This is a genomic window from Pseudoxanthomonas sp. SE1 (assembly GCF_029542205.1).
Classification (GTDB): domain Bacteria; phylum Pseudomonadota; class Gammaproteobacteria; order Xanthomonadales; family Xanthomonadaceae; genus Pseudoxanthomonas_A.
In genome coordinates, this window is the sequence record NZ_CP113783.1 from 1,493,567 (window position 1) to 1,517,057 (window position 23,491).

General features: G+C 66.2%; 25 protein-coding genes and 4 tRNA genes. 22 read left to right on the plus strand and 7 right to left on the minus strand.

What is annotated here, in order from left to right; translation table 11 throughout:
* The first annotated feature begins 1 nt into the window (after window position 1).
* Both OY559_RS07065 and OY559_RS19740 read left to right on the plus strand, forming a co-directional pair.
* Window positions 2-805: a hypothetical protein gene (locus tag OY559_RS07065; protein WP_277729350.1), complete on the plus strand. Its 804-nt coding sequence runs from the start codon at window positions 2-4 to the stop codon at window positions 803-805.
* A gap of 11 nt (window positions 806-816) precedes the next feature.
* Complete coding sequence (locus OY559_RS19740; protein WP_343228772.1) at window positions 817-1,623, plus strand: glycine-rich domain-containing protein; 807 nt, start codon at window positions 817-819, stop codon at window positions 1,621-1,623.
* 11 nt (window positions 1,624-1,634) lie between these two features.
* On the opposite strand, the gene OY559_RS07075 is transcribed toward OY559_RS19740, so the two are convergent.
* The 3 genes from OY559_RS07075 to OY559_RS07085 are packed head-to-tail and all read right to left on the minus strand — an operon-like array spanning window position 1,635 to window position 3,503.
* Window positions 1,635-2,645 (minus strand): SOS response-associated peptidase family protein, encoded by a 1,011-nt coding sequence (locus OY559_RS07075; RefSeq protein WP_277729352.1) that lies wholly within the window; start codon window positions 2,643-2,645, stop codon window positions 1,635-1,637.
* Window positions 2,646-2,664: 19 nt separating this feature from the next.
* Window positions 2,665-2,910 carry a hypothetical protein gene (locus OY559_RS07080; RefSeq protein WP_277729353.1) on the minus strand — a complete coding sequence of 82 codons (246 nt, stop codon included), beginning with the start codon at window positions 2,908-2,910 and terminating at the stop codon, window positions 2,665-2,667.
* Window positions 2,911-2,945: 35 nt separating this feature from the next.
* The gene (locus OY559_RS07085) at window positions 2,946-3,503 is read right to left on the minus strand and encodes a hypothetical protein (RefSeq protein WP_277729354.1); all 558 of its coding nucleotides are present in this window, start codon (window positions 3,501-3,503) and stop codon (window positions 2,946-2,948) included.
* Between the two features lie 318 nt (window positions 3,504-3,821).
* Here OY559_RS07085 and OY559_RS07090 point away from each other — a divergent pair.
* The 9 genes from OY559_RS07090 (at window position 3,822) to OY559_RS07130 (ending at window position 13,101) form a co-directional block, all read left to right on the plus strand.
* Window positions 3,822-3,907: transfer RNA gene (locus tag OY559_RS07090), tRNA-Leu, on the plus strand.
* 239 nt (window positions 3,908-4,146) lie between these two features.
* On the plus strand, window positions 4,147-5,439 hold the full coding sequence (gene tig, locus OY559_RS07095) for a trigger factor (RefSeq protein ID WP_277729355.1): 1,293 nt from the start codon (window positions 4,147-4,149) through the stop codon (window positions 5,437-5,439).
* A 76-nt stretch (window positions 5,440-5,515) separates the two neighbouring features.
* On the plus strand, window positions 5,516-6,142 hold the full coding sequence (gene clpP / locus OY559_RS07100; RefSeq protein WP_277729356.1) for an ATP-dependent Clp endopeptidase proteolytic subunit ClpP: 627 nt from the start codon (window positions 5,516-5,518) through the stop codon (window positions 6,140-6,142).
* Window positions 6,143-6,269: 127 nt separating this feature from the next.
* Entirely contained in the window at window positions 6,270-7,553 is a 1,284-nt protein-coding gene (gene clpX, locus OY559_RS07105) for an ATP-dependent Clp protease ATP-binding subunit ClpX (protein WP_277729357.1), read from the plus strand.
* Window positions 7,554-7,736: 183 nt separating this feature from the next.
* Entirely contained in the window at window positions 7,737-10,193 is a 2,457-nt protein-coding gene (gene lon / locus OY559_RS07110) for an endopeptidase La (protein WP_343228773.1), read from the plus strand.
* Between the two features lie 217 nt (window positions 10,194-10,410).
* Window positions 10,411-10,683, plus strand: coding sequence for a non-specific DNA-binding protein Hbs (locus OY559_RS07115; RefSeq protein ID WP_142123983.1), 273 nt, complete (start codon window positions 10,411-10,413; stop codon window positions 10,681-10,683).
* Window positions 10,684-10,721: 38 nt separating this feature from the next.
* Window positions 10,722-10,796: transfer RNA gene (locus tag OY559_RS07120), tRNA-Val, on the plus strand.
* An 84-nt stretch (window positions 10,797-10,880) separates the two neighbouring features.
* A tRNA-Asp gene (locus OY559_RS07125) sits at window positions 10,881-10,957 on the plus strand.
* Window positions 10,958-11,124: 167 nt separating this feature from the next.
* Complete coding sequence (locus OY559_RS07130) at window positions 11,125-13,101, plus strand: peptidyl-prolyl cis-trans isomerase (protein WP_277729358.1); 1,977 nt, start codon at window positions 11,125-11,127, stop codon at window positions 13,099-13,101.
* Window positions 13,102-13,167: 66 nt separating this feature from the next.
* Here the strand turns inward: OY559_RS07130 and OY559_RS07135 are convergent, their stop codons facing one another.
* Entirely contained in the window at window positions 13,168-14,349 is a 1,182-nt protein-coding gene (locus tag OY559_RS07135; RefSeq protein WP_277729942.1) for a lytic transglycosylase domain-containing protein, read from the minus strand.
* A gap of 14 nt (window positions 14,350-14,363) precedes the next feature.
* Window positions 14,364-15,143 carry a hydroxyacylglutathione hydrolase gene (gene gloB, locus OY559_RS07140; RefSeq protein WP_277729359.1) on the minus strand — a complete coding sequence of 260 codons (780 nt, stop codon included), beginning with the start codon at window positions 15,141-15,143 and terminating at the stop codon, window positions 14,364-14,366.
* 60 nt (window positions 15,144-15,203) lie between these two features.
* On the opposite strand from gloB, the gene OY559_RS07145 reads away from it, so the two are divergent.
* From OY559_RS07145 to dnaQ, 4 genes are read left to right on the plus strand one after another with little or no spacing between them, the layout of a single operon-like run.
* Entirely contained in the window at window positions 15,204-15,860 is a 657-nt protein-coding gene (locus OY559_RS07145; RefSeq protein WP_277729360.1) for a methyltransferase domain-containing protein, read from the plus strand.
* 19 nt (window positions 15,861-15,879) lie between these two features.
* On the plus strand, window positions 15,880-16,329 hold the full coding sequence (gene rnhA / locus OY559_RS07150; protein ID WP_142123987.1) for a ribonuclease HI: 450 nt from the start codon (window positions 15,880-15,882) through the stop codon (window positions 16,327-16,329).
* Window positions 16,326-16,886 carry a GNAT family N-acetyltransferase gene (locus OY559_RS07155; protein ID WP_277729361.1) on the plus strand — a complete coding sequence of 187 codons (561 nt, stop codon included), beginning with the start codon at window positions 16,326-16,328 and terminating at the stop codon, window positions 16,884-16,886. The genes rnhA and OY559_RS07155 overlap by 4 nt, the downstream gene beginning before the upstream one ends.
* Window positions 16,886-17,614, plus strand: coding sequence for a DNA polymerase III subunit epsilon (gene dnaQ, locus OY559_RS07160; protein ID WP_277729362.1), 729 nt, complete (start codon window positions 16,886-16,888; stop codon window positions 17,612-17,614). The genes OY559_RS07155 and dnaQ overlap by 1 nt, the downstream gene beginning before the upstream one ends.
* 15 nt (window positions 17,615-17,629) lie before the next feature.
* Here dnaQ and OY559_RS07165 read toward each other — a convergent pair whose 3' ends face one another.
* Window positions 17,630-18,334, minus strand: coding sequence for a PP2C family protein-serine/threonine phosphatase (locus OY559_RS07165; protein WP_277729363.1), 705 nt, complete (start codon window positions 18,332-18,334; stop codon window positions 17,630-17,632).
* Window positions 18,335-18,549: 215 nt separating this feature from the next.
* Between OY559_RS07165 and OY559_RS07170 the strand changes: the two genes are divergently transcribed.
* Together OY559_RS07170 and OY559_RS07175 are read left to right on the plus strand one after the other, a co-directional pair.
* Window positions 18,550-18,640 (plus strand) — tRNA-Ser (locus tag OY559_RS07170).
* 109 nt (window positions 18,641-18,749) lie between these two features.
* Window positions 18,750-19,157 (plus strand): DUF6165 family protein, encoded by a 408-nt coding sequence (locus OY559_RS07175; RefSeq protein ID WP_277729364.1) that lies wholly within the window; start codon window positions 18,750-18,752, stop codon window positions 19,155-19,157.
* Between the two features lie 12 nt (window positions 19,158-19,169).
* Here the strand turns inward: OY559_RS07175 and OY559_RS07180 are convergent, their stop codons facing one another.
* Window positions 19,170-20,216: a glycosyltransferase family 9 protein gene (locus tag OY559_RS07180; protein WP_277729365.1), complete on the minus strand. Its 1,047-nt coding sequence runs from the start codon at window positions 20,214-20,216 to the stop codon at window positions 19,170-19,172.
* A 19-nt stretch (window positions 20,217-20,235) separates the two neighbouring features.
* Here OY559_RS07180 and OY559_RS07185 point away from each other — a divergent pair, with 19 nt between their 5' ends.
* Genes OY559_RS07185 through moaD form a run of 5 tightly spaced genes read left to right on the plus strand, consistent with a single transcriptional unit; the run spans window position 20,236 to window position 23,489 of the window.
* Window positions 20,236-20,985, plus strand: a complete 750-nt coding sequence (locus OY559_RS07185) for a 3-deoxy-D-manno-octulosonic acid kinase (protein WP_277729366.1) — start codon at window positions 20,236-20,238, stop codon at window positions 20,983-20,985.
* A gap of 1 nt (window position 20,986) precedes the next feature.
* Window positions 20,987-21,739 (plus strand): MBL fold metallo-hydrolase, encoded by a 753-nt coding sequence (locus OY559_RS07190; protein ID WP_277729367.1) that lies wholly within the window; start codon window positions 20,987-20,989, stop codon window positions 21,737-21,739.
* 2 nt (window positions 21,740-21,741) lie between these two features.
* Complete coding sequence (gene moaA, locus OY559_RS07195; RefSeq protein WP_277729943.1) at window positions 21,742-22,749, plus strand: GTP 3',8-cyclase MoaA; 1,008 nt, start codon at window positions 21,742-21,744, stop codon at window positions 22,747-22,749.
* A gap of 15 nt (window positions 22,750-22,764) precedes the next feature.
* On the plus strand, window positions 22,765-23,247 hold the full coding sequence (moaC, locus tag OY559_RS07200) for a cyclic pyranopterin monophosphate synthase MoaC (protein ID WP_277729368.1): 483 nt from the start codon (window positions 22,765-22,767) through the stop codon (window positions 23,245-23,247).
* Window positions 23,244-23,489, plus strand: a complete 246-nt coding sequence (gene moaD, locus OY559_RS07205; RefSeq protein WP_277729944.1) for a molybdopterin converting factor subunit 1 — start codon at window positions 23,244-23,246, stop codon at window positions 23,487-23,489. The genes moaC and moaD overlap by 4 nt, the downstream gene beginning before the upstream one ends.
* Window positions 23,490-23,491 lie beyond the last annotated feature (2 nt).

Sequence of the window (23,491 nt, forward strand, 5' to 3'; positions counted from 1 at the left end):
CATGACAAAAATCTCAGAGCTACCCCGCCCAGGCACTGTGCGCCCCTGGTGGATGTTGCCCGTAGTCAACGCGCAGGGTGCCAATGCCCGCCTGCCCCTCTCTCACCTGGGCAACCTGCCGCGCGGTGCAATCGCGCTGTCGCTGGCCTCTTTCATTGCAGACATTGGATCTACCAGTGACGCGGATCCGGGCGCGGGGGTTTTGCGTTGGAACAATGCGATCCAGGCAGATTCCACGATGATCTTCATCGACGATGTCGATGTCGATAGCGGTGATCACAGTGCGCTGTGGACGACGCTGTCGGCCGGCGGGAAGCTGTACCTGTATGACGCTGGCGACCTTGATGTGTGGCAAGAATGGGACGTCCTGGGGGCAGTGGATGCGGCCGGCTACGGCAAGATCTCGGTGAGCCATTTCGCGAGCGCTGGCACGTTCTCAGACGACGCTGCGGTGGTCGTAACCATCCAGCAAGCCGATGTCACAAGCGGTGAACACATTCCTGCCATCAGGACCGAATCTGCCAGCTATACGCCAGTGCTGGAGGACAGGGTGGTCCAGATGGATGTTGCCTCCGCCAACAACTTCACCGTGCCACCGAACAGTTCCGTGGCGTTTCCGGTTGGCATCGCGCTGGAGGTCTGGCAACAGGGGGCGGGACAGACCACGATCGTGGCGGATTCAGGCGTCACGATCCTCTACGACGCTGACGACACGCTGAAGTTGAAGGGACAGAATGCCGGCTGCAGCTTGCGCAAGGTGGCTACGAACACGTGGCGCCTGATCGGAAAGATGGAGGCTGCGTGATGCTTGCCGGCATGTTCGGGGCATCGGCCGTGTCGGTGGATCCGCCGTTGACCAACTATCAAGTCTTCACTGCATCAGGGACATGGAACTGGGCGGCAGCGGGCTCGCCCTCGACTGTTGATGTGCTCCTGGTGGCGGGCGGAGGTGGTGGTGGCCACATCTCTCCCAACGGTGGTGGCGGGGGTGGTGCAGGTGGCGTGCGCGAGGTTCTGGCGTTGGCAGTGTCCGGTAACGTCTCGATCACCGTGGGCGCTGGTGGGGCTGGCTCGACGGGTATCACCGGAGTCACCGGTGACGGGGGCGCCAGTAGTTTCGGGGCCCAGAGCGCCACCGGCGGCGGAGCAGGAGGCGGGCAATCTGGCCGGAACGGCGGGTCTGGTGGCGGCACTGCAGCCTATGGTGGTGGCGTCCTCGGTGGCGGTGCGGGCACGCCCGGAGAAGGAAACGCGGGGGGCGTGGCAGCCAACGGACAGGCCAATCGGCCAGGCGCGGGGGGCGGCGGCAAGTTGGGGGTGGGCGCTGACACTACCGGGAATAGCAATGGTGGAGCCGGTGGCGCTGGCCTTGACCTGGTGACGGCCGGCTGGGGTGACGCCATTGCCGTCGGAGCACCCGCGGCGGTTGGTGGTGGCGGAGGAGGTGGCCGCAATGGCGGCGTGGCAGGTGTCGGCGGCCTGGGTGGTGGCGGGAGTGGCTCGATTTCAGGCAACGGCGGTGATGCCACTGCGAACACCGGCGGTGGTGGCGGTGGCTCCGGCGGTGGCGGCACGCGCGGGGGCAACGGGGCATCCGGCATCGTCATCGTGCGGTGGTCTTAACCGAAGCCGTATCAAGCAGCCTTCGGTATCGTGTGGCCGTAGAACGCCTCGGGGCGATTGTCGAGGATGGCCTGTAGCTCTTCCAGGGACCGCCCCTGTGGCGTCAACCACGCCATCAAGTTGTCCATCTGCAGGCGGATCGGAATGCGGTCGTGACCGGCGGCGGCCACCTCTGGCGGCGGGTCATCCGTGATGAAGGCGAAGCTGTCGAAGGGGGCTTCTTCGGCACCCTGCCAGTGATCCCAGATGCAGGCGATCAGCATCGGCTCGCGGGGCTCGGGCGTGAATTGGATCTCGACGCCTAGGTGGGGTTCCCCTGGCGCCAGTGGGCGCCCCTCGGCTTTGTGCAGCGAGACATTCTCGAAGAAGCTGTCGATGACCAGGACGCCGTGCTTATGGCCGAACTGGCTCTTCCAGTAGCGCGTGAGGTTGTCGCGCCTGGCGTTGTACGTACCGCTGAGCCGCCGGGGGGACTTCTTGCCGCTAGGCAGCGTCTTGCCCTCGATCCAGTCGGCCGAGGCCGGCAGGCCCGGCTTGCGGAGCTGGTAGCGCATGGGCTTCACCACGAGCTGATCGTCCTCCATGACCATCACCGGCACCCACCACTGCGGGAAGAACCGGAAATCGCGCGGCAGCTGCTGCACGCGCTCGGCGTCGGTGATCCAGCGTTCGATCTGCGCGATCTTGTTGCTGGCCTTCCGGACCTCCTCAGAGGCTGTCTTCGTCGGCTTGGTCGCCAGCTTCGCTTCGTTGATGGCCAGGCGCTCGCGCTGGCCAGCGAGGTCGGTGGCGTGTTCAGCCATCTCCTCTGCACGCGCGTCGCGGATTGCCAAGCCGATCTCCTGTCCCAGGCCCTCGCGCTGGGGCCGCAGGAACCAGTCCTCAATCGCCTTGGGCATCCGGCGGCGGGTCGTCCGTTTGCGCTGCCGGTCAGGCGCAGCCCACACGTTCGCCGCGAAGTCCTCCAGGCTCATGATCGCCCCGTGATGGCGGCAGAACTTGTCGTAGTCGGCCTGGATCATGGCGGAATAGCACATGGGGTCACAGCTCCCTGGTGTATTCGTCCAGCACGTTCCGTGCTTCGAGCTCGGCCATCACCGCCGCCTCGAGCAATTCGCCGTCCTCTTCTGTCACGCCTTCGAACAGAGGCGCCTTGGCGATGTCGACGGCGCGCTGGAAGGCCGGCGCCCCTGCAGAAACGTCGGCGATCGCGATGCACAACCCTTCAAGGAAGGCCAGCCACTCGGGCCCGTTCAGGCGCTCGTCCACGATGCTCTGGATGTCCATGGCGCGGACTATACCGGCGGGCGGTGGGCATGGCGTCAAGGCGCCCGCCAGAGGTTTGCCTTCAGCGCCTTAGCGGCCTGCAGCTGCTGCAGGGAGCGGCGGAGATCTTCTTCCGTCTCCGTGCCCCAGTAACTCGGGGCGCCTTGGGCCAAGAGCGTCTCCCCGTACCGGTGCAGATCCTCCCAGGTGAGCTGGGCGGCCTCCCGCGCATGCTCAAAGGTCAAGTGCATCACCGCCCGAAAGTCCTGTTGGAGCTCGGGCCAGAAGGCATCGGCGATGTCGGCGCCCTGGCGGACCCGGTGCGCAGGTGACCCCGGCCGGTTCTCCCCCGTCGCCAGCGGGAAGGCCGCGGCGAGCAGCAGGTAGGCGAGGTCCCGCCTGCTAACGTTAGCGCCCTTGAGTAGCTCGCCGGCGCGCTCGTTCATGACCTGGTGGAGCTCCCGCAGGGTCATGTCGCGGTAGGGGTTTGGGGGGTCTCGGTCCATGGCGGGGACCATACCCGGATTGGGCACAAGTGTGCCCAGGTCGGAATGTGGTGGCCCGCTGGCCTCCGTAAAAGTTGTCAGCGGATGCCGCCACAGCAGGCGTTCCACGGAGCCATATCCGTAAAAGTAGTGCCCGCAAGTCCTTGAACTGCCGGGTGAGCGCGGCGGACTCTTAATCAATAGGTCCAAGGTTCGAATCCTTGACGGCCCACCAAACCCGAAAGCGCCCGGCCTACGCCGGGCGTTTTCTTTTTCGTAATGCCAGGCGTCCGGGCGCGCTGCGGCGCGTTCGCGGATCATGGCGGTTCGGGGATACGGTGGCGCGGTTCGAATCCTTGACGGCCCACCAAACCCGAAGCGCCCGGTCACCCCGGGCGCTTTTTTGTTGCCGGCGTGAGCAGGGTGCCGGCTACAATGCACCGACCTGCGAAAGTGGCGGAATTGGTAGACGCACTGGATTTAGGTTCCAGCGGGTAACCCCCGTGAGGGTTCGAGTCCCTCCTTTCGCACCATGCGCCGCCCCTCTCGAAGGCAGGGGCGGTCACCTGCCGGCCCCTGTCGTGCCGTCGCCCCGCCTGGGGCCGTTCGGCCGAACCGCGTCTTCAGCACGGAAACGCCCGCCCCGCTGGCAGCCTGCCCCGGAATCAGCGAAACTATGAAGTTCCGCCGGGCGGGCCTTGCGTTCTTGTCCCTGGCGTCCCGGATTATCAACATCGCCCCGGCTGTGCCGTGGCCGCAGGAGTCAGTGAGTATGCAAGTTTCGGTCGAATCGGTCGGCAACCTCGAACGCCGCATGAGCTTCAGCCTGCCGGCTGAGCGCCTGGACACCCACATCGGCGGCCGCCTGCGCGAACTGTCGCGCACCGCGCGCATCAAGGGTTTCCGTCCCGGCAAGGTGCCTGCCAAGGTCATCGAGCAGCGTTATGGCGACCAGGTCCGCGCCGAGGCCCTCGACGGCCTGCTCCGCGAGACGTTCAATAACGCCGTGCGCGAACAGGAACTGCAGCTGGCCGGCAATCCGCGCATCGAGAAGCAGGGCGAGGGCGAGCTGGATTTCGTGGCCACGTTCGAAGTGGTGCCGGACTTCGGCGACGTCGACGTCTCCAAGCTGACCGTGATCCGCCATGCCGCCGAAGTGACCGACGCCGACATCGACCAGATGGTCGACAACCTGCGCATGCAGCGGCGCACGTTCCAGGTGGTCGAGCGCGGCGCGAAGGAAGGCGATCGCGTGGCGCTGGAAACCTGGTCGCAGGCCGGTGACGAGCGCATGCCGGCAGAGGGCATCGAGAAGGGTGCCACCCTGATCGGGTCGGGCGTGATGTTCGGCGAGATCGAGCAGGCGCTCGTGGGCCTTGCCAAGGGCGACGAGAAGACGGTGTCGGTCACGTTCCCCGCCGACTGGCGCGTACCGCCGCTGGCGGGCAAGCAGGTCGACGTACATGTCAAGGTCACCGAGGTGGCCGAGTCGGTACTGCCCGAGGTGGATCGCGAGTTCATCCGCAGCTTTGGCGTGAAGAGCGGCGATGCCGAGCAGTTCCGCGCCGATATCCGCAGCAACCTGGAGCGCGAACTCAAGGGTGCCCTGATGACCCGCCTGCGCCGCGAGGTCGGCGAGCAGCTGATCGCCGTCTACTCGCACGTCGAAATGCCGCCGCGCCTGGTCGAGAACGAGGCGCGCGCGATGGTCCAGCAGGCGGCCGAGCAGGCTCGCCGCCAGGGCCAGCAGGTGCAGGTCCCCGACAACGCACACGAAGGCTTCCTGGATGCAGCGCGCAAGCGCGTGCTGGTTGGCCTGCTGGTGGGCGAGGTGGCCCGCCGCAACCAGCTGCGCCTGGACCCCAAGCGCCTGAACGAGACGCTGCGCCTGATCGCCTCGACCTACGAGGAGCCGGAGCAGGTCATTGAGTTGTACCGCAACGATCCCCAACTGATGAACAGTCTGCAGGGCCGTGTGATGGAAGAGCAGGTGATCGACTGGATCGCCGAACGCGCCCAGCACACCGAGCAGACGCTTTCCTTCCAGGAAGCCATCCGCAACTGAGCCGGGCACCCGTCCGGACAGAAGGTCCGGCTATCCTAGGCCGGACCTTTCCACGAACGACAGGCGCGATAACCGAATGAGCATCCAAACCAAAGCCCTCAACCTGGTGCCGATGGTGGTCGAACAGACCAGCCGCGGCGAGCGCGCCTACGACATCTACTCCCGCCTGCTGAAGGAACGCGTCATCTTCCTTGTCGGCGGCGTGGATGACCACGTGGCGAACGTCATCTTGGCCCAGATGCTCTTCCTCGAGGCGGAGAATCCCGAGAAGGACATCAGCCTGTACATCAATTCGCCGGGCGGCGTGGTGACGGCGGGCATGGCGATCTACGACACCATGCAGTACATCAAGCCGGACGTCAGCACCATCTGCGTGGGCCAGGCGGCCAGCATGGGCGCGCTGCTGCTGGCGTCGGGCGCGAAGGGCAAGCGGTATGCGCTGCCGAACTCGCGGGTGATGATCCATCAGCCGCTGGGTGGCTTCCAGGGCCAGGCGACGGACATCGACATCCATGCCCGCGAGATCCTGACCCTGCGTGCCCGGCTGAACGAAATCCTGGCCAAGCACACCGGGCAGTCGCTGGAGACGATCGAGCGCGACACCGAGCGCGACAACTTCAAGAGCGCGGCCGATGCCCAGGCCTACGGATTGGTCGACCAGGTGCTGGAGCGTCGCCCGGACGACTCCATCCAGTCGGCCTGATTCCCCGGATTGCCCGCTTTTACGGCACGAATCCCCTGTTCACGGGCCCGGCTGACACGCCTGGGCCGTGTGCTATTCTCCGACCGCAAGCCCCCGAGGGCAGGTTGAGCGACCGAGTATTACCAGCATGAGCGAAGATCGTCAGGGCCGTTCCGGCGACAGCACCAAAATCCTGTACTGCTCGTTCTGCGGCAAGAGCCAGCACGAGGTGCGCAAGCTGATCGCGGGTCCCAGCGTGTTCATCTGCGATGAATGCGTGGAACTGTGCAACGACATCATCCGCGAGGAGCTGGAGGAGAAGGCGCAGTCGGCCCGCAGCCACCTGCCCAAACCGCGCGAGATCCTGGAAGTCCTGGATCAGTACGTGATCGGCCAGAACCGCGCCAAGCGCACGCTGGCGGTGGCGGTCTACAACCACTACAAGCGCATCGAGAGCCGCAGCAAGAACGATGAGGTCGAACTGGCCAAGTCGAACATCCTGCTGGCCGGCCCGACGGGTTCCGGCAAGACCCTGCTGGCCGAGACGCTGGCGCGCCTGCTCAACGTGCCGTTCACCATCGCCGACGCCACCACCCTGACCGAAGCCGGTTACGTGGGCGAGGACGTGGAGAACATCATCCAGAAGCTGTTGCAGAAGTGCGACTACGATGTCGACAAGGCGCAGCAGGGCATCGTCTACATCGACGAAATCGACAAGATTTCGCGCAAGAGCGAGAACCCGTCGATCACCCGCGATGTATCGGGTGAGGGCGTACAGCAGGCGCTGCTGAAGCTCATCGAAGGTACCGTGGCCAGCGTTCCGCCACAGGGCGGGCGCAAGCATCCGCAGCAGGAATTCCTGCAGGTCGATACGAAGAACATCCTGTTCATCTGCGGCGGCGCGTTCGCCGGTCTGGACAAGATCATCCAGCAGCGCAGCACCGAGGCCAGCGGCATCGGCTTCGGCGCCAAGGTGAAGAGCTCGGAGAAGAAGCCGGAAATCGGCAAGGTGCTGTCGGAGGTCGAGCCGGAAGACCTGATCAAGTTCGGCCTGATTCCCGAATTCGTGGGCCGTCTGCCGGTGGTCGCGACGCTGGAGGAACTGGACGAGACCGCGTTGGTCAAGATCCTGACCGAGCCGAAGAACGCCATCACCAAGCAGTTCAAGAAACTGTTCGAGATGGAAGGCGTGGAGCTGGAATTCCGCGCGGACGCCCTGTCCGCCATCGCTCGCAAGGCGCTCAAGCGAAAGACCGGTGCGCGCGGCCTGCGCACCATCGTCGAATCGGTGCTGCTGGATACGATGTACGAACTGCCGTCGCTGGAGAACGTCAGCAAGGTGGTCGTGGACGAATCGGTCATCGAGCACAAGTCCGAGCCGTACCTGATCTACCAGAATCCGCCCGCAGCGAAGGTCGCGGCGGCCGAGTGACCGGCCCCGCGATGCGGTCGACGACAGGCGCCCTCGTGGCGCCTGTTCATTTTTCGCGCCCCGATTCCAACCCACTGCTTTTGTTGCGGTTTCCGGCCCGCTATTGCATCCCGATGCCGATGGCCCCATAACGGCCCCATTGGTGTTTCGACGCCCCGTATTCCGCACTTCGCTGGAGCCCCCATGCCCCGCCATCCCCAGACTGAAACCCTCGACCTGCCGGTCCTGCCGCTACGCGACGTGGTGGTGTTTCCGCACATGGTCATCCCGCTGTTCGTCGGGCGCGACAAATCCATGCGTGCGCTGGAACAGGCGATGGAAGCCGACAAACGCATCATCCTGCTCGCGCAGAAGTCCGCAGAAACCGACGATCCCGCTGCCGCCGACCTGTACACGGTCGGCACCCTGGCACAGGTGCTGCAACTGCTGAAGCTGCCCGACGGCACGATCAAGGTGCTGGTCGAGGGCACGGCGCGCATCAGCGTTTCCAACGTGGACGAACGCGACGGCGCGCTGTACGGACAGGGCGAGGAGATCGACTCCACCGACGGGCGCGAGCCGCGCGAGATCGAGGCGGTCGCGCGTTCGCTGATGGGCCTGTTCGAGCAGTACGTGAAGACCAACCGCAAGCTGCCGCCCGAACTGCTGCAGACGCTGGCAGGCATCGACGAACCCAGTCGGCTGGCCGATACCATCGCCGCGCACCTGGGTGTGCGTCTCAGCGACAAGCAGCGATTGCTGGAAACCATCGAGGTCGGTGAACGGCTCGAACTGCTGGTCGGTTTCGTCGACGGCGAGATCGACGTGCAGCAGTTGGAGAAGCGCATCCGCGGCCGCGTGAAGTCGCAGATGGAGAAGAGCCAGCGTGAGTACTACCTCAACGAACAGATGAAGGCCATCCAGAAGGAGCTGGGCGAGCTGGACGAAGCGCCCAACGAACTGGAGGACCTGGCGCGACGGATCGCCGAGGCGGGCATGCCCAAGCCGGTGGAGACCAAGGCGCGCAACGAACTCAACAAGCTCAAGCAGATGTCGCCGATGTCGGCCGAAGCCGCCGTCGTGCGCAACTACCTGGACTGGGTGCTGGGCGTGCCGTGGAACAAGCGCACCAAGGTGCGCAAGGACCTGAAGGTCGCACAGGACACGTTGGACGCCGACCACTACGGTCTGGAGAAGGTCAAGGAGCGGATCCTCGAGTACCTCGCGGTGCAGTCGCGGGTGAAGAAGCTGCGCGGCCCGATCCTGTGCCTGGTCGGCCCGCCGGGCGTGGGCAAGACCTCGCTGGGCCAGAGCATCGCGAAGGCGACCAATCGCAAGTTCGTCCGCATGTCGCTGGGCGGCGTGCGCGACGAGGCCGAGATCCGCGGGCATCGCCGCACCTACGTGGGGTCGATGCCGGGCCGCATCGTGCAGAACCTCAACAAGACCGGCAGCAAGAATCCGCTGTTCGTGCTGGACGAGATCGACAAGATGTCGATGGACTTCCGCGGCGATCCTTCGTCGGCCCTGCTTGAGGTGCTCGATCCCGAGCAGAACAACGCGTTCAACGATCATTACCTGGAAGTGGACCTGGATCTGTCCGAGGTGATGTTCGTCGCCACGTCGAACTCGCTGAACATCCCCGGCCCGTTGCTGGACCGCATGGAAGTGATCCGCATCCCGGGATACACCGAGGATGAGAAGGTCAACATCGCGCAGCGTTACCTTGTCCCGAAGCAGCTGAAGGCCAACGGCCTGAAAGCGGACGAGCTGAAGATCGCCGAAAGCGCGATCCGCGATCTGGTCCGCTATTACACCCGCGAATCGGGCGTGCGCAACCTGGAGCGCGAAGTCGCCAAGATCTGCCGCAAGGTGGTGAAGGAGATCGCACTGGGCGGGGCCAAGGCGCTGGCGAAGAAGAAGCCGACGAAAGTGGCGACGGTGCAGGTCGCGTCGAAGAACCTGGAAAAGTACTCCGGCGTGCGCCGCTACGATTTCGGGCGCGCGGAAGAGCAGAACGAGATCGGCCTGGTGACTGGCCTGGCCTGGACTGAAGTCGGTGGCGACCTGCTCCAGATCGAGGTTGCGCTGGTGCCTGGCAAGGGCGGCATGATGCTGACCGGCCAGCTTGGCGACGTGATGAAGGAGTCGGGTTCCGCCGCGTTGTCGGTGGTGCGCAGTCGCGCCGCCAGCCTGGGAGTGGATGCGGAATTCCTGCAGAAGCACGACGTGCACCTGCATGTGCCGGATGGCGCCACGCCGAAAGACGGACCCAGCGCCGGCATCGCGATGGCGACCGCGCTGGTGTCCGCGCTGACCAAGAATCCGGTCCGCGCCAACGTCGCCATGACCGGCGAGATCACGCTGCGCGGACGCGTCACCGCGATCGGCGGCCTGAAGGAGAAGTTGCTCGCGGCGCTGCGTGGCGGCATCACCACCGTGATCATTCCGGACGAGAACAAGAAGGACCTCGCGGATATCCCCGCCAACGTCACCGAGGGCATGAAGATCGTGCCGGTGAAGTGGATCGACGAAGTGCTGGACCTGGCGCTGGAGCGCCCGCTGGCGCCGGTCCCGGCCGATGGCGGCGGCGAGCGCACGGTGCCGACGGCCGAGAAGGAAAGCGGCAAGGGGTCGCAACAACCGGACGTGAAGCACTGAACGACGCGACGGATGGCTGCTCGAATCGCCCCGAAACCCGCGTCATTACTGGGTTTTCCGGTTGCGTGGCTTTTTTTGCACTGGTATAACGACGACACCCGCGCGCATGGGGCGATGCCTTACTGCGTGTGGATATAACGACCGGTTCCCGTGCGGCGAGCGAGCCCCGAGGTTCCGGTTACTCATTCCGCGGTTGTGCCGCAAAGGGAGTTACTCAATGAACAAAACCGAATTGATCGATGCCGTCGCCGACGAAGCCGAAGTGTCCAAGGCCGAAGCTGGCCGTGCCGTCGACGCCGTCATCTCCAGCATCACCAAGGCCCTCAAGAAGGGCGACACCGTGACGCTGGTCGGCTTCGGCACCTTCCAGGTCCGCAAGCGCGCAGCACGCACGGGCCGCAACCCGAAGACCGGCGACACCATCAAGATCAAGGCGTCCAAGAACCCGGCCTTCAAGGCTGGCAAAGCCCTGAAGGATGCCGTAAACTAATCGACTCGCTGCCGATGGCAGGGTGCGTGATGCACCTGGGGTGCTTAGCTCAGCGGTAGAGCGTCTCCCTTACACGGAGAGGGTCGGGGGTTCGAAACCCTCAGCACCCACCACTTCGGGGCGATGCAAGGTTAAAAAATTTGCAGGACGGTCTAGCGGAAACTGCGCAAATCGTCTTACAATGTTCCTCTCAGCGCGGAGTGGTAGTTCAGTCGGTTAGAATGCTGGCCTGTCACGCCGGAGGTCGCGGGTTCGAGTCCCGTCCACTCCGCCATTACACCCGGAAAGCCCGCGAAAGCGGGCTTTCTGCTTTCTGTACATGTCACGCCGCAGTGTGGCCGGGAAGGTGCTCCCCCGGCGGGGGGATCCGCCAGGTGGCGAGACGCCGTTGTCCCGGCACGCTAAACTTCGCGGCTGAAAGAATCCGAGCCCCGTGCACACATGCTGCAGAAACTCCGCGACAAAACCACCGGCTGGGTCGCCAGCCTGATCCTGGGTCTGCTGATCATTCCGTTCGCCTTCGTCGGCGTGAACGAGTACATGACCGGTGGCACCGCCAGCGACGTGGCCTTGGTCGAAGCACCGCCGACATGGTGGGAGACGGCACCGCAATGGTGGCCGGTTTCGATGCTGTGGCAGCGCGAGGAAGTCACCCAGGACGAGTTCCGCGCCGCATTCGAGCAGGCGCGCCAGCAGCAGCGCCAGGCCCAGGGTGAGGCGTTCGATCCGCGCGAATTCGAGAGCGTCGACAACAAGCGCAAGGTGCTTGAGCAACTGATCGACCAGAAGGTGCTGGCGCTGGCGTCGAAGCGCGCCGGCATCGTCGTGGGCGATGCAGCCGTGCAGAAGATGATCCTGAGCGAGCCCGCGTTCCAGATCGACGGCAAGTTCAGCCAGGAGCAGTACCAGATGCTGCTGTCGTCGCAGGTGCCTGCGATCTCCCCGCTGAAGTTCCAGGAAGACCAGCGCGAACGGCTGCGCATGATGCTGGTGCCCCAGGCGATCAGCGATTCCGACTTCGTCACCGAGGGCGAACAGGAGCGCATGTGGAAGTTGCTGGGCGAAACGCGCGACATCGGCATTGCCCTGTTGCCGCCGGCGGCCGAGGACGCCACGCCCGTCAGCGATGCGGATATCAAGGCCTGGTACGACGGGCACAAGGACGACTTCAAGCAGCCGGAGCAGGTCTCGCTGGAGTATCTGGAAATCAATGGTGCCGCGCTGCCGGTCGCGACGGTGGCCGACGAGGCCGCGTTGCGCAAGCGCTACGACGCGGAGAAGTCGCGTTTCGTTTCGCCCGAGCAGCGCGTGGTCGCCCACATCCTGATTGCGGCCGACGCGACTGCCGATGCGGCTACGCAGAAGAAGGCGGAAGAGAAGGCGGCTGCGCTGGCCAAGCAGGCGCGTGAGGGCGCCGACTTCGCGGCGCTGGCGCGCGCCAATTCCGAGGACCCGGGTTCGAAGGACATGGGGGGCGAACTGCCGCCGTTCGCGAAGGACGGTTCGATGGTGAAGCCCTTCGAGGATGCCGCGTTCGCCATGCAGGCCGGTGAGATTCGCGGGCCGGTGAAGAGCGATTTCGGTTACCACGTGCTGCAGTTGAAGCAGGTCACGGGCGGTACCGGACGCAGCTTCGAGGAAGTGCGCGACGAACTGGCGGCTGAAGAAGCCAGCAGTGAGCGCGATCGCGCGTTCAACGACCTGGCGGGCCGCGTGGTCAATGAAACGCTGAAGAATCCGACCGCGCTCGCCCCCGCCGCGCAGGCCACGGGGCTGCCGCTGCAGAAGGTCGGTCCGTTCTCCCGCACCGATCCCCAGGGCATCGCGACCGTACCGGCAGTGCTCCGTGCCGCCTTCTCGGACACGCTGGTCCAGGACGGCACGATCAGCGATCCGATCGAGATCGCCCCCAACCACAGCGTCGTCATCCGGGTCACCCAGCACACACCGGAACAGGCATTGCCGATGGACAAGGCGCGCGATGCGGTAGTGGTGGCCATCCGTGCCGACCGCAGGGAGAAAGCTGCGCAGGCTGCCGCAGACGCACTGGTCGCGCGGGTGCAGAAGGGCGAATCGCTGGCGACCATCGCCACGGCCGACGGTCTGCGCTACAACGAACTGCCCGGTCTGCGTCGTGGCATGCCGATGCCGACGGCCGAGGCGAACGAAGCGATCTTCGCCGCAGCGCGCCCGGCTGAAGGCAAGGTGACGGCGGGCAAGGTGGCGCTGGGTGACGGTGCCTACGCCATCTTCACAGTCGACAAGGTGACGGAGGGCGCGATCGCCGACATGCCGCCCGAAGAGCGCGCGACGATGCAGCAGCAGATGACGCAGTTGAACGGCGGCATTGCGACACAGGCGTACGTCGACGCGCTGCGCAAGCGTTTCAAGGTCGAGGTGTTCGAAGACCGGCTCTGAACCGGGCCGCCGTCGCGATGGAAGAATCCCGCCTGATGGCGGGATTTTTTTCAGTCGGCCGGAGCGTCAGGCCGGATCGTCGTCCAGCTTCAGCACCATCCCCGGCCGGAGGATGGCGTTCGCCTCCAGGCCATTCAAGCGCAGCAGCTGTGCGGGAGAAATGCCGTAGCGGCGGGCGATGGTCCACGCCGACTCGCCGCTTTTCACGACATGAGTGCGTGAAGGGGTGGGTTCGCGGCCTGGCGTGTTCGCGGTTGCGACGGCAGATGCGACGGCAGGCGTATGCACGGCATCTGTTGGGCTGTCGTCCGCTGCGTTGGTGGGTGCGAGCAATCGCAGTGGTTTTGTCCCACGGCTGAAACGGCCTGCAAGCGCAGGATTGAGGCGTTTGAGAAGCGCGAGAGGGTGTTGCTGGCTGCGCGCCCAGGATTCCAGCGTGGCGTCCCCTGGCAGCGTGTGCGCCGCCAAACGCGGCACGGGACGGTCCATCTGTCGGAGCCATGCGTCGCGGTCGTCGGCCTGCTGGAAGATGCAGGCGAGCGCGTGCAGCTTTTCCACGTAGGCGTACGTGATGCCGGAGAGGCCGGGCAGTTCCGCCGGCCTCGCGTTGCGTGCGTTCATGCCTGCGCGGCGCATGGATTGCAGCACGCGGTATTCCCCCGCGTTGTAGGCCATCACGGCCAGCCGCCAGTCGCCGCCGAACATGCCGTGCAGGGTCCTGAGGTAGCGGACGGCGGCCTGCGTGGAATCCACCGGCGACAGCCGCCCGTCGTAGCCCTCGCGCATGGGTACGCCCTGGTTGCGGGCGGTGATGCCGATGAACTGCCACAACCCTGCCGGGCCGCTTGGATTGCGCGCGCCGGGCTTGTAGCCGCTCTCCACGAAAGGGATGAGCGCGAACTCGGTGGGCAGGTGGGCGTCGCGCAGGGCGTCGACCACGTAGCCGAACAACGGCAGCAGGTCGTCCTGTGCACTGGCGAGCTGGCCTGGCGCATGGCTGAAGTGCTTTTTCCAGCGGCCATTCGTTGCCTGGCTGTCGCACTCCGGGTCGGCGAGCCCGTCACGGAAGCGCTGGTAGATGTCCAGGCCGCTGCGCTGGTGCGGGGCGGCCGGGCTGGCAGGCGCGAGGGCGTCTACCGCGGGCTCTCCAGGCACTGGCGCCTGCATCTCGATGGAGGGCGCAGGATCGGCGCCCATCGCAGCGTGGGAGGTGATGGCCAGGCCTGCGGCGAGGATTGCCCTACGCATCCGGTTGCGTCTGCTCATGCGCGAAAATCATTCTTCCATTGTCTCAGCGTCGCGAACGTTTCCACCCGGTCGGCAGGCGGCCTTCCCAGGCGGTGTGCGACCGCCTCGTGCACGGCTTCGTCGTCCACCCGCAGGAAGGGATTGGTTGCCACCTCGCCGGCCAGCGAGGTGGGCAGGGTGGGGCGGCCGGCATGGCGCATGGCGCGGGCTTCCTGGATCCGCAGGCGCAGTGCCCGGTTGTGCGGGTCGACGGTTTCGGCGAAAGCAGCGTTGGCCAGGGTGTACTCATGGCCGCAACAGACCAGCGACGGGCCCGGCAAGGCGGCCAGGCGTTCCAGCGATGCGAGCATCTGTGCCGGCGCCCCTTCGAACAACCGGCCGCAGCCCAGGCTGAACAGGGTGTCTCCACAGAACAGATGGGGCGGCCCCTCGCTGCCGCCCCCATGGAACGCGATATGGCTGCGGGTGTGGCCGGGCACCGACAGCACCGACAGGCGCCAACGCTTCACCTGCACGATGCTGCCGTCGCCCACGCGCTCCGTGGCATCGGGAATGCGTTCGTCTTCAGGGGCGAACACCGGCAGCGTCGGCCAGCGTTCCCTCAGGGCGGCGACACCACCGGCATGGTCGGCGTGATGGTGGGTGACCAGGACTGCAGCAGGCCACAAGCCGTTGCCGGTCGCCGCCAGCACAGGCGCCGCGTCGCCGGGATCGACCACGAGTGCGTCACCATCGTCGTCGACCAGCGCCCAGATGTAGTTGTCGTCGAAGGCGGGCAGGGCAAGCAGGCGCATCGGCGGACGGGCTCCGGACTGGAACGGACGGCCGGGCGCGGCGTCCTCTACAATCCGAACATGCCTGCCTTCGCGTTTACCCGTCAACCCGATGCCCTGGCGTGGTTCGGGACGGGCTGCGGCGGGCCGATCCTCGCCTCGGAGCATGCCCGGGTGAACCAGGCGCTCACCAGTCGCATCCCGCAGCCCTGGCTCTGGGTATTGCCGGAGGGCGCAGACCCCTCCATCACCGTCCCCGCGACGCGCGGGTTGCGCCTGAGGGCGACGGCCGGCTCGCACCGCCTGTCCGGGCCTGTGCATTGCGGGTTGCCCCTGCCGCTGCCCACCGAGGCCGTGGGCGTGATTGTGCTGCAGCACACGCTGGACGCTGGCGATCCGCAGCCGCTGCTGCAGGAATGTGCCCGGGTGCTGGAGCCCGGCGGGCGCCTGTGGTTGTTCGCTCTCAACCCATGGAGCCCGTATCGCCTGCGCTGGCGCGGCAGCGGCTTGAAGCCGCGTGCGCTGGACCAGTGGCGCCTCCAGCTGACGGCGGCGGGGCTGACGATGTCGCAGCACGTGCTGCACTACGGCCCGGTCTGGCGTGGCATGCCGGACGCCCCCGGCAGCGGGCCTGCGCCATTCCGCGCCGCCCGCCTGCTGGAGGCGGAGAAGCGCGTGGCCGGCCTGATCCCCCCCGCGCCCGTGGCGCGCGCGTGGCGCACCGCGCCCGCAGCCTGACATTCCACCAAGAGGACACATGAAGCACGTCAGCATCCATACCGATGGTTCCTGCCTGGGCAATCCGGGCCCAGGTGGCTGGGCGGCGCTCCTGCGCTACGGCGAAAAGGAGCGCGAAGTGGTTGGCGGCGAAGCGCAGACCACCAACAACCGCATGGAGCTGATGGCCGCCATCGCCGCGCTGGAGGTACTGACCGAGGGTTGCGAGGTCACGTTGCACATCGATTCGCAGTACGTCCGCCAGGGGATCACCGAATGGATGCCCGGCTGGGTGCGACGCGGCTGGAAGACCGCCGGCGGCGATCCGGTGAAGAACCGCGACCTGTGGGAGCGCCTGCACGCGGCCACGGCTCGCCACAAGATCGACTGGAAGTGGGTCAAGGGACACAACGGCGACCCCGACAACGAACGCGTGGACGTGCTTGCGCGCAACGCGGCCGTACGTTTCCGCAGCGGCGCCGTGGCGTGACCGTGCGGCTCCTGCCGGGGCAGGTCGTCACCCAGACAGACCGATTGCGCCTGTACGCCATGTCCGATGACGCGCACGCCGATGCAGCGCTGATGCTGGCACTGCTCAACGATGCCGCCTTCATCCGCAACATCGCGGACCGCGGCGTACGCACGCTGGAGCAGGCGCGCGACTACCTGCGCAATGGCGCCCTGCGCAGCTACGCCGAACATGGGTTCGGGATGTACGCCGTCCAGCTGAAGGACACCGGTGCGCTGATCGGAAACTGCGGGCTGGTGCGGCGCGAGGGCCTGGATGGGCCGGATCTGGGCTATGCGCTGCTGCCCGACCATTGTGGCAAGGGCTACGCATGCGAGGCGGCGCGCGCGGTGATCGCCGATACGAGGACCCGGCTCGGCATCACGCGGCTCCATGCCATCGTCAATCCGGACAACGCAACGTCCATCGGTCTGTTGCAGAAGCTGGGATTCGAATTCGAGAGAATGGTCGCCTTGCCGCACGTCGAGCATGCGCTCGATCTGTTCCACCTGAATATCCCAATGGAAGCCAACGCCTGATGCGCCAGATCATCCTAGACACCGAAACCACCGGCCTGGAATGGAAGAAAGGCAACCGGGTGGTCGAAATCGGCTGCGTGGAATTGCTGGAACGCAGGCCTACCGGGCGTACGTACCATCAATACATCAACCCGCAGCGCGAATTCGAGCAGGGGGCGGCGGAAGTCACCGGGCTCAGCCTGGAGTTCCTGTCCGACAAGCCGCTCTTCGCCGCCATCGCGGACGAATTCCTGGCCTTCATCGACGGTGCGGAGCTGGTGATCCACAACGCCGCCTTCGACGTGGGGTTCCTGGATTACGAGTTGTCGCGACTGGGTGAGCACTATGGTCGCCTGGCCGACCGTGTCACCGTCGAGGACTCGCTGCTGCTGGCGCGGCAGCGCTATCCCGGCCAGCGCAACTCGCTGGACGCGCTGTGCAAGCGGCTGGGCGTGGACAACACCCACCGTCAGCTGCACGGCGCCCTGCTGGACGCCCAACTGTTGTGCGACGTGTACCTGAACCTCACCGCCGGCCAGAGCGAAATCGGATTCGGGGGAGCGGAAGACGCAGCGCCCGGAACCTCCACGACGGTGGTGCACCAGTTCGATTCAGCCGTTGCCGGCGCACGTCCTCGCGTGTCGCCCACGGTGGACGAACTGGCCGCGCACGAAGCGCGCCTGGCGACATTGCGGAAGAAGGCGGGTGGCCGGTGCCTGTGGGATCCGCCGGTGTTCGAGGCCGGCTGACCGGCCACCGATACTTCAGTGGCAGCGCACCAGGACGGCGGTGACGTTGTCCGAACCGCCGCCATCCAGCGCGGCGGCGATCAGGGTATCCACGCATTCCTGGGCGCTGCAGTCTTCGTACTTCAAGGTCGCGGCGATGCTGCGGTCGTCCACTTCTTCGGTCAGCCCATCGCTGCACAGCAGGAGCTGCATGCCGGGCCGGAGTTCGCCGGTCATGGTTTCCACGTTGAGGTGGTTGGGGTCGGTGACGCCCAGGGCCTGGGTGACGACATTGCGGTGCGGGTGCGTGCGGGCCTGCTCGCTGGTGAGCGCGCCCTGCGCGATCAGTTCCTGCACGTAGCTGTGGTCCTGGCTCAGTTGCGCCAGTTGGCCTTCCCGCCACAGGTAGGCGCGGCTGTCGCCGACCCATGCCACTTCGAACCGGTTGCCCTGGATGCGGGCGGCCACCACGGTGGTGCCCATCGGCAGGGTGTCGTTGCGGCGGCGCGACGTGCGGATGATCTCCTCGTCGGCGATCCGGATGGCCTGGGCCAGCGGCGTGCCGTCGCGGATCTCGCGCACGATGGTCTCCCGCGCCAGTGCGCTGGCTACCTCGCCGCAGGCGTGGCCGCCCATGCCATCGGCCACCAGCCAGAGCCCGAGCTCGCTGTCGCCGTAGTAGGTGTCCTCGTTGAGCTCGCGCCGGAGCCCGACGTGGGAGATGTGGCCGAATTCGATCATGGTGCCCTGTCTGTGCGGACGGATTTCGCCTATCCGGTCATACGCAATGATCCGGTCGGACAGGACATCGGGCAAGGTTGATGTGCTTCCGGCGGGCGACAAGGGTTCATCCAGGTGCAGGCGGAGTGACGAGGTGATGTGGATCGGTGCCGTCGGCTTGTCCGGATGCGCTCCGCCACGTATCATTCACGGCCCCGGGGAAGCCCGGGGCCACCGGAGAGGTGGCAGAGTGGTTGAATGTACCTGACTCGAAATCAGGCATACGTTAATAGCGTATCGAGGGTTCGAATCCCTCCCTCTCCGCCAGTTTCAGGAAAGCCCCCGCAAGGGGGCTTTCGCGTTTGCGGTCGCCTGTCGTGAAGATGCCTGTGGTGACCGCAGCGCTAGAATGACACCCTTTTCACCGGAGCCTTCCATGTCCGAGATCCTCGTCCCCGTGTCCTTCGGTGAGCTGCTGGACAAGATCGCCATCCTCCAGATCAAGTCCGAGCGCATGAGCGACCCCGCCAAACTCGCCCACGTGCGCGATGAACTGGCCGCACTGGAACACAGCTGGATGGCGCATCCGGTCGCCGGTCACAACATCGCCGAACTGCGCGCGCAGCTGAAGGCCGTCAACGAGCGCCTGTGGGTGATCGAGGATGATGTACGGCTGAAGGAGAAGGCGCAGGCCTTCGATGAGGATTTCATTCGCCTGGCCCGTAGTGTTTACATCGAAAACGATGAGCGGGCCCGGATCAAGAAGGCGATCAACCTCGCGCTGGGGTCCAGCTACGTGGAAGAGAAGTCGTACCAGGACTACCGGTCCGACGGCACGTCCTGACGGGGCCGCGGGCTATCCGTCAAGATCGTTGCGGCGACGTTCGAAGGCGGCGATGGCGTCTTCCACGGTGATCAGTTCCATCACGCCATCGTGCTCGATCTTGGTTCCCCACCTCAGCGCGGCCGCGGGCCGGCCCTTGTAGCGGCGCGCGGCATCATCGTAGCGATCCACGCAATAGCGGACGCTGGAGTAGGGGCCGCTGCGAAGCGGGTTGCTGGCCGCATGCAATCCCAGCACGGCCGCACCCATCGCATTGGCGATGTGCATGGGGCCGGAATCCGGCGTCATCACCAGGTCCGCGCGCGCCAGCAGGGCCGGCAGCTGCTTGAGGGTGTCCTTGCCCACCAGGTCCAGCACCGGCGAGCGCATGGCCGAGATGATCGCGTCGGCGGTGCGTCGCTCCAGGTCGCTGCGGCCTCCGCACACCACGATGCGCCAGCCCTGCGCGGCGGCGTGATCGGCCACCGCGGCATAGCGGTCGGCGTACCAGTTCCGCCGTTCGTGGCTGGAGCAGGGCGAAATCACCAGCGTGCGCTGTCCGTCTGCGCTCCACTGCGCGGCTGCCCAGGCGTGCGCATCGGCGGGTACCGGCAGGTCCCACACCACCTCGGTCTGTTTCAGGCCGAGGGGTTCGCAGAAGCTTCCGATCGCGTCGAGCACATGGATGCCGGGCCGGTCAGGGATGCGTTCGTTGACGACGAGGCCATGCAGGTCCTTCGAGCGGCTGCGGTCGTAGCCGATCCGGCGCCGGGCAGGAATGAAGGCCGACAACAGGTTGGCGCGCAGGGCCACCTGCATCTGCAGCAGAGCGTCGAATCCTCCGGCAGGCAACGCGCGGCGCAAGGCCCGCATGCCGGCCAGCCCGGTCTTCTTGTCGTAGGTGTGGAAGGTCACGCCTTCCAGCCCTTCGAGCAGCTTGAATCCGCCCTTGTCGATCACCCAATGCAGGTGCGCCCGGGGCCAGTGCCGCTGCAGGGTGCGCACCAGCGGCACGACATGGGTCACGTCGCCGAGTGCGGACAGGCGAAGCAGGCAGAGTGATTGGGGAATCGTGGACAAGTGTTGTTAGACTCGCTGGATGGTCGGATTTGACGCCTCGGAATCCCTGACGCCGTTCCGCGAAGGCAGCGGATACGGTGCGATTCTGTTCGACCGCAAACACCTGCGGCAAGCGGATCCCGACTGGTTCGCTCCGGAGAAGTGGGGAGACCGCGCCCGACCGGTCGACAGTGGTGGGCGGGGTGGAGCCTGGTTCATCGATGCGCCCTCCAGCCAGTGCGTGTTGCGCCACTACCGGCGCGGGGGCCTGGCCGCGCGTTTCAGCCGGGACCGCTACCTCTGGCACGGCCCGGACCGCACACGCAGTTTCGCCGAATTCCGGCTGACGCGCGCACTGCTGGCGCGCGGACTGCCGGTGCCACGCCCGGTGGCCGCGAGCTACGTGCGCGACGGCATGTTCTATCGCGCCGCTATCCTTCTGGAGCGGGTGATGGAGGTGCGCACACTGGCCGACATCGCGGGCCAGACCGGTGGCAATGCGCCATGGGAAAGCACCGGCAAGCTGGTGGCGCGCTTCCATCGCGCGGGCCTGGACCACGCCGACCTCAACGCACAGAACATCCTCTTCGATGGAAGCGGGCATGGCTGGCTGATCGATTTCGACCGCGGCCGGCTACGCATCCCGGCCACTGCCTGGCGCGAGCAGAACCTCGCGCGACTCAAGCGCTCCCTGCTCAAGCTGCGCGGCGAACGCAGCACGGACGAAGTCGACTACGAGTTCGCGCACCTCCGCCGCGCGTACGACCACGCCTGGTCGCGAGGCTACTGACATGGATTGGGCGCTACGCTTCCTGGGCGTCGGCAATGCCAGCGCCGTCGAACTCGGTTCGGCCATGGCCTCGCTCGAACGCGACGGGCGGCCCTGGCTGGTGATCGACTGCGGCGGAGAAGGGCTGACGGCGTACCAGACCCGCTATGGCGCGATGCCCGATGCGGTCTTCGTCACCCACCTGCACCTCGACCATGTCGCCGGTTTCGAACGCCTGTTCGTGGCCAGCTATTTCGACACGGCACGGCGAGGCAAGGTTCGCCTCTACGTCCCGGCACCTTTGGTGCCGTTGTTGCATCAGCGCATCGCCAGTTACCCGAATGTATTGGCCGAGGGCGGCGCGAACTTCTGGGATGCGTTCCACCTGGTGCCGGTGGGCGGCGCGTTCTGGCATGACGGCCAGCGGCTGGAGGTGTTTCCCGTGCGCCATCACTGGCCTGACACGGCATTCGGGCTGCGTCTGCGCGGCAGCGTGGTCTGGACCGGCGACACGCGCCCCATCCCGGAGATGCTGGCACGCCACGCCGATGCCGGTGAACTGATCGCCCACGACTGCGCCCTGCACGGCAATCCTTCGCACAGTGGTATCGACGATCTGGAGCGCGAATACCCGGCCTCCTTGCTGGCCCGCTGCGTGCTGTACCACTACGCGAGTGCGGAAGACGGTGTTGCGCTGCGCGCCCGCGGCCATCGCGTGGCGATGCCCGATGAGGTGATCCCGTTGGCGCAGCCTCTCCCGACGATGTTGCCGTGAATATCTCCGCACTGCCACGTGATCTGCTGGGACGGCCGCTGCACGATCTGCGCCTCTCGGTCATCGATGCCTGCAATTTCCGGTGCGGCTACTGCATGCCGGCCGACCGCGTGCCCGAGGACTACGGCACCGACGCCTCGCAGCGGCTTTCCTTCGACGAAATCGAAACGCTGGTCCGCGCCTTCGCGCGGCTCGGCGTGCGCAAGCTCCGGTTGACCGGTGGGGAGCCGCTGCTGCGCAAGCGGTTGCCCGACCTGGTACGGCGACTGGCGGGCATCGCCGGACTTGAAGACATCGCGCTGACCACCAATGGCATGTTGCTGGCGACACAGGCACGTGCATTGCACGATGCGGGCCTGCGACGCATCACGGTCAGTCTGGATGCGTTGGACCCCGAGGTGTTTGCCGATATGTCGGGGCGACGCGGACAGGTAGGCGACGTACTGGCCGGCATCGAGGCGGCCGTGGCGGCCGGATTCACCCGCCTCAAGATCAATGCCGTCGTCCAGCGTGGCGTCAACGAAGCTCAAGTGCTGCCGCTGGTCGAACGCTTCCGCGGCACGGGGCACGTGGTGCGCTTCATCGAATTCATGGATGTCGGCGACAGCAACGATTGGCGTCGCGACCGGATGGTTCCGTCCTCCGTGCTGCGCGACCGGATCGGCGCGCGCTGGCCGCTGCATGCGCTGCAGGCGGACTATCGCGGCGAAGTGGCCGAACGCTATGCCTTCGACGACGGCGGCGGCGAAGTCGGCTTTGTCAGCTCCGTGAGTACCCCGTTCTGCGGCGATTGCCACCGGGCACGCGTGTCGGCCGACGGCCGGCTCTTCACCTGCCTGTTCGCCTCGGAAGGCGCCGACCTGCGCGCGGTGGTGGGGCAGGGCGAGGAGGCACTGGCCGCGCATGTCGCCGGCCTGTGGAGCGCACGCGGGGATCGCTACAGCGAACTCCGCGGCAGCCCGGAAGTGCGGGACCGGCGACGCGTCGAGATGTATCTTATCGGCGGTTGAATCCCCAGGATCCGCATGCCCCGCAAAGCCCTGACCCATCTGGACGCCGACGGCCGACCCGCGATGGTGGACGTATCCGGCAAGGAAGCCACCGCACGCGAAGCGCGTGCCACCTGCCGCGTACGCTTCCCGGCGGAGGTCGCACGCCAGCTAAGGCAGAACCGCTTGCGCAGCGCGAAGGGCGGCATCGTCGACACCGCCATCATCGCCGGCACGATGGCGGTGAAGCGCACCCACGAGCTGATCCCGTTCTGCCATCCGCTGCCGATCGACGGCTGCCGGTTGACCGTGGACTGGGACGGCGAGTCCACGCTGCGCATCGATTGCCTCGTGCGCACCGTCCACCGTACCGGCGTGGAGATGGAAGCGCTCACGGGCGCCACGATTGCCGCGCTGACGGTCTACGACATGTGCAAGGCGCTGTCGCACGCCATCGTGCTGGGTCCCGCGAAACTGGTGGGCAAGCGGGGCGGCAAGCACGATGTGGGAAGGATCTGATGGTCACCGTGACATTGCTCTATTTCGCCAGCCTTCGCGAGCGCACAGGCGCTGCCAGCGAGACGGTCGATACCAGTGCCGACGATCTCGCCGGGCTCTATGCCGAAGTGCAGGCGCGGCATGGCATCGCCTGGCCGCGCGAACATCTGCGGGTGGCGATGAATGGCGAGTTCGCCCACTGGCGTGATGCGCCCGCGGAGGGCAGCGAGATCGCCTTCATTCCCCCGGTGAGCGGAGGCTGAGG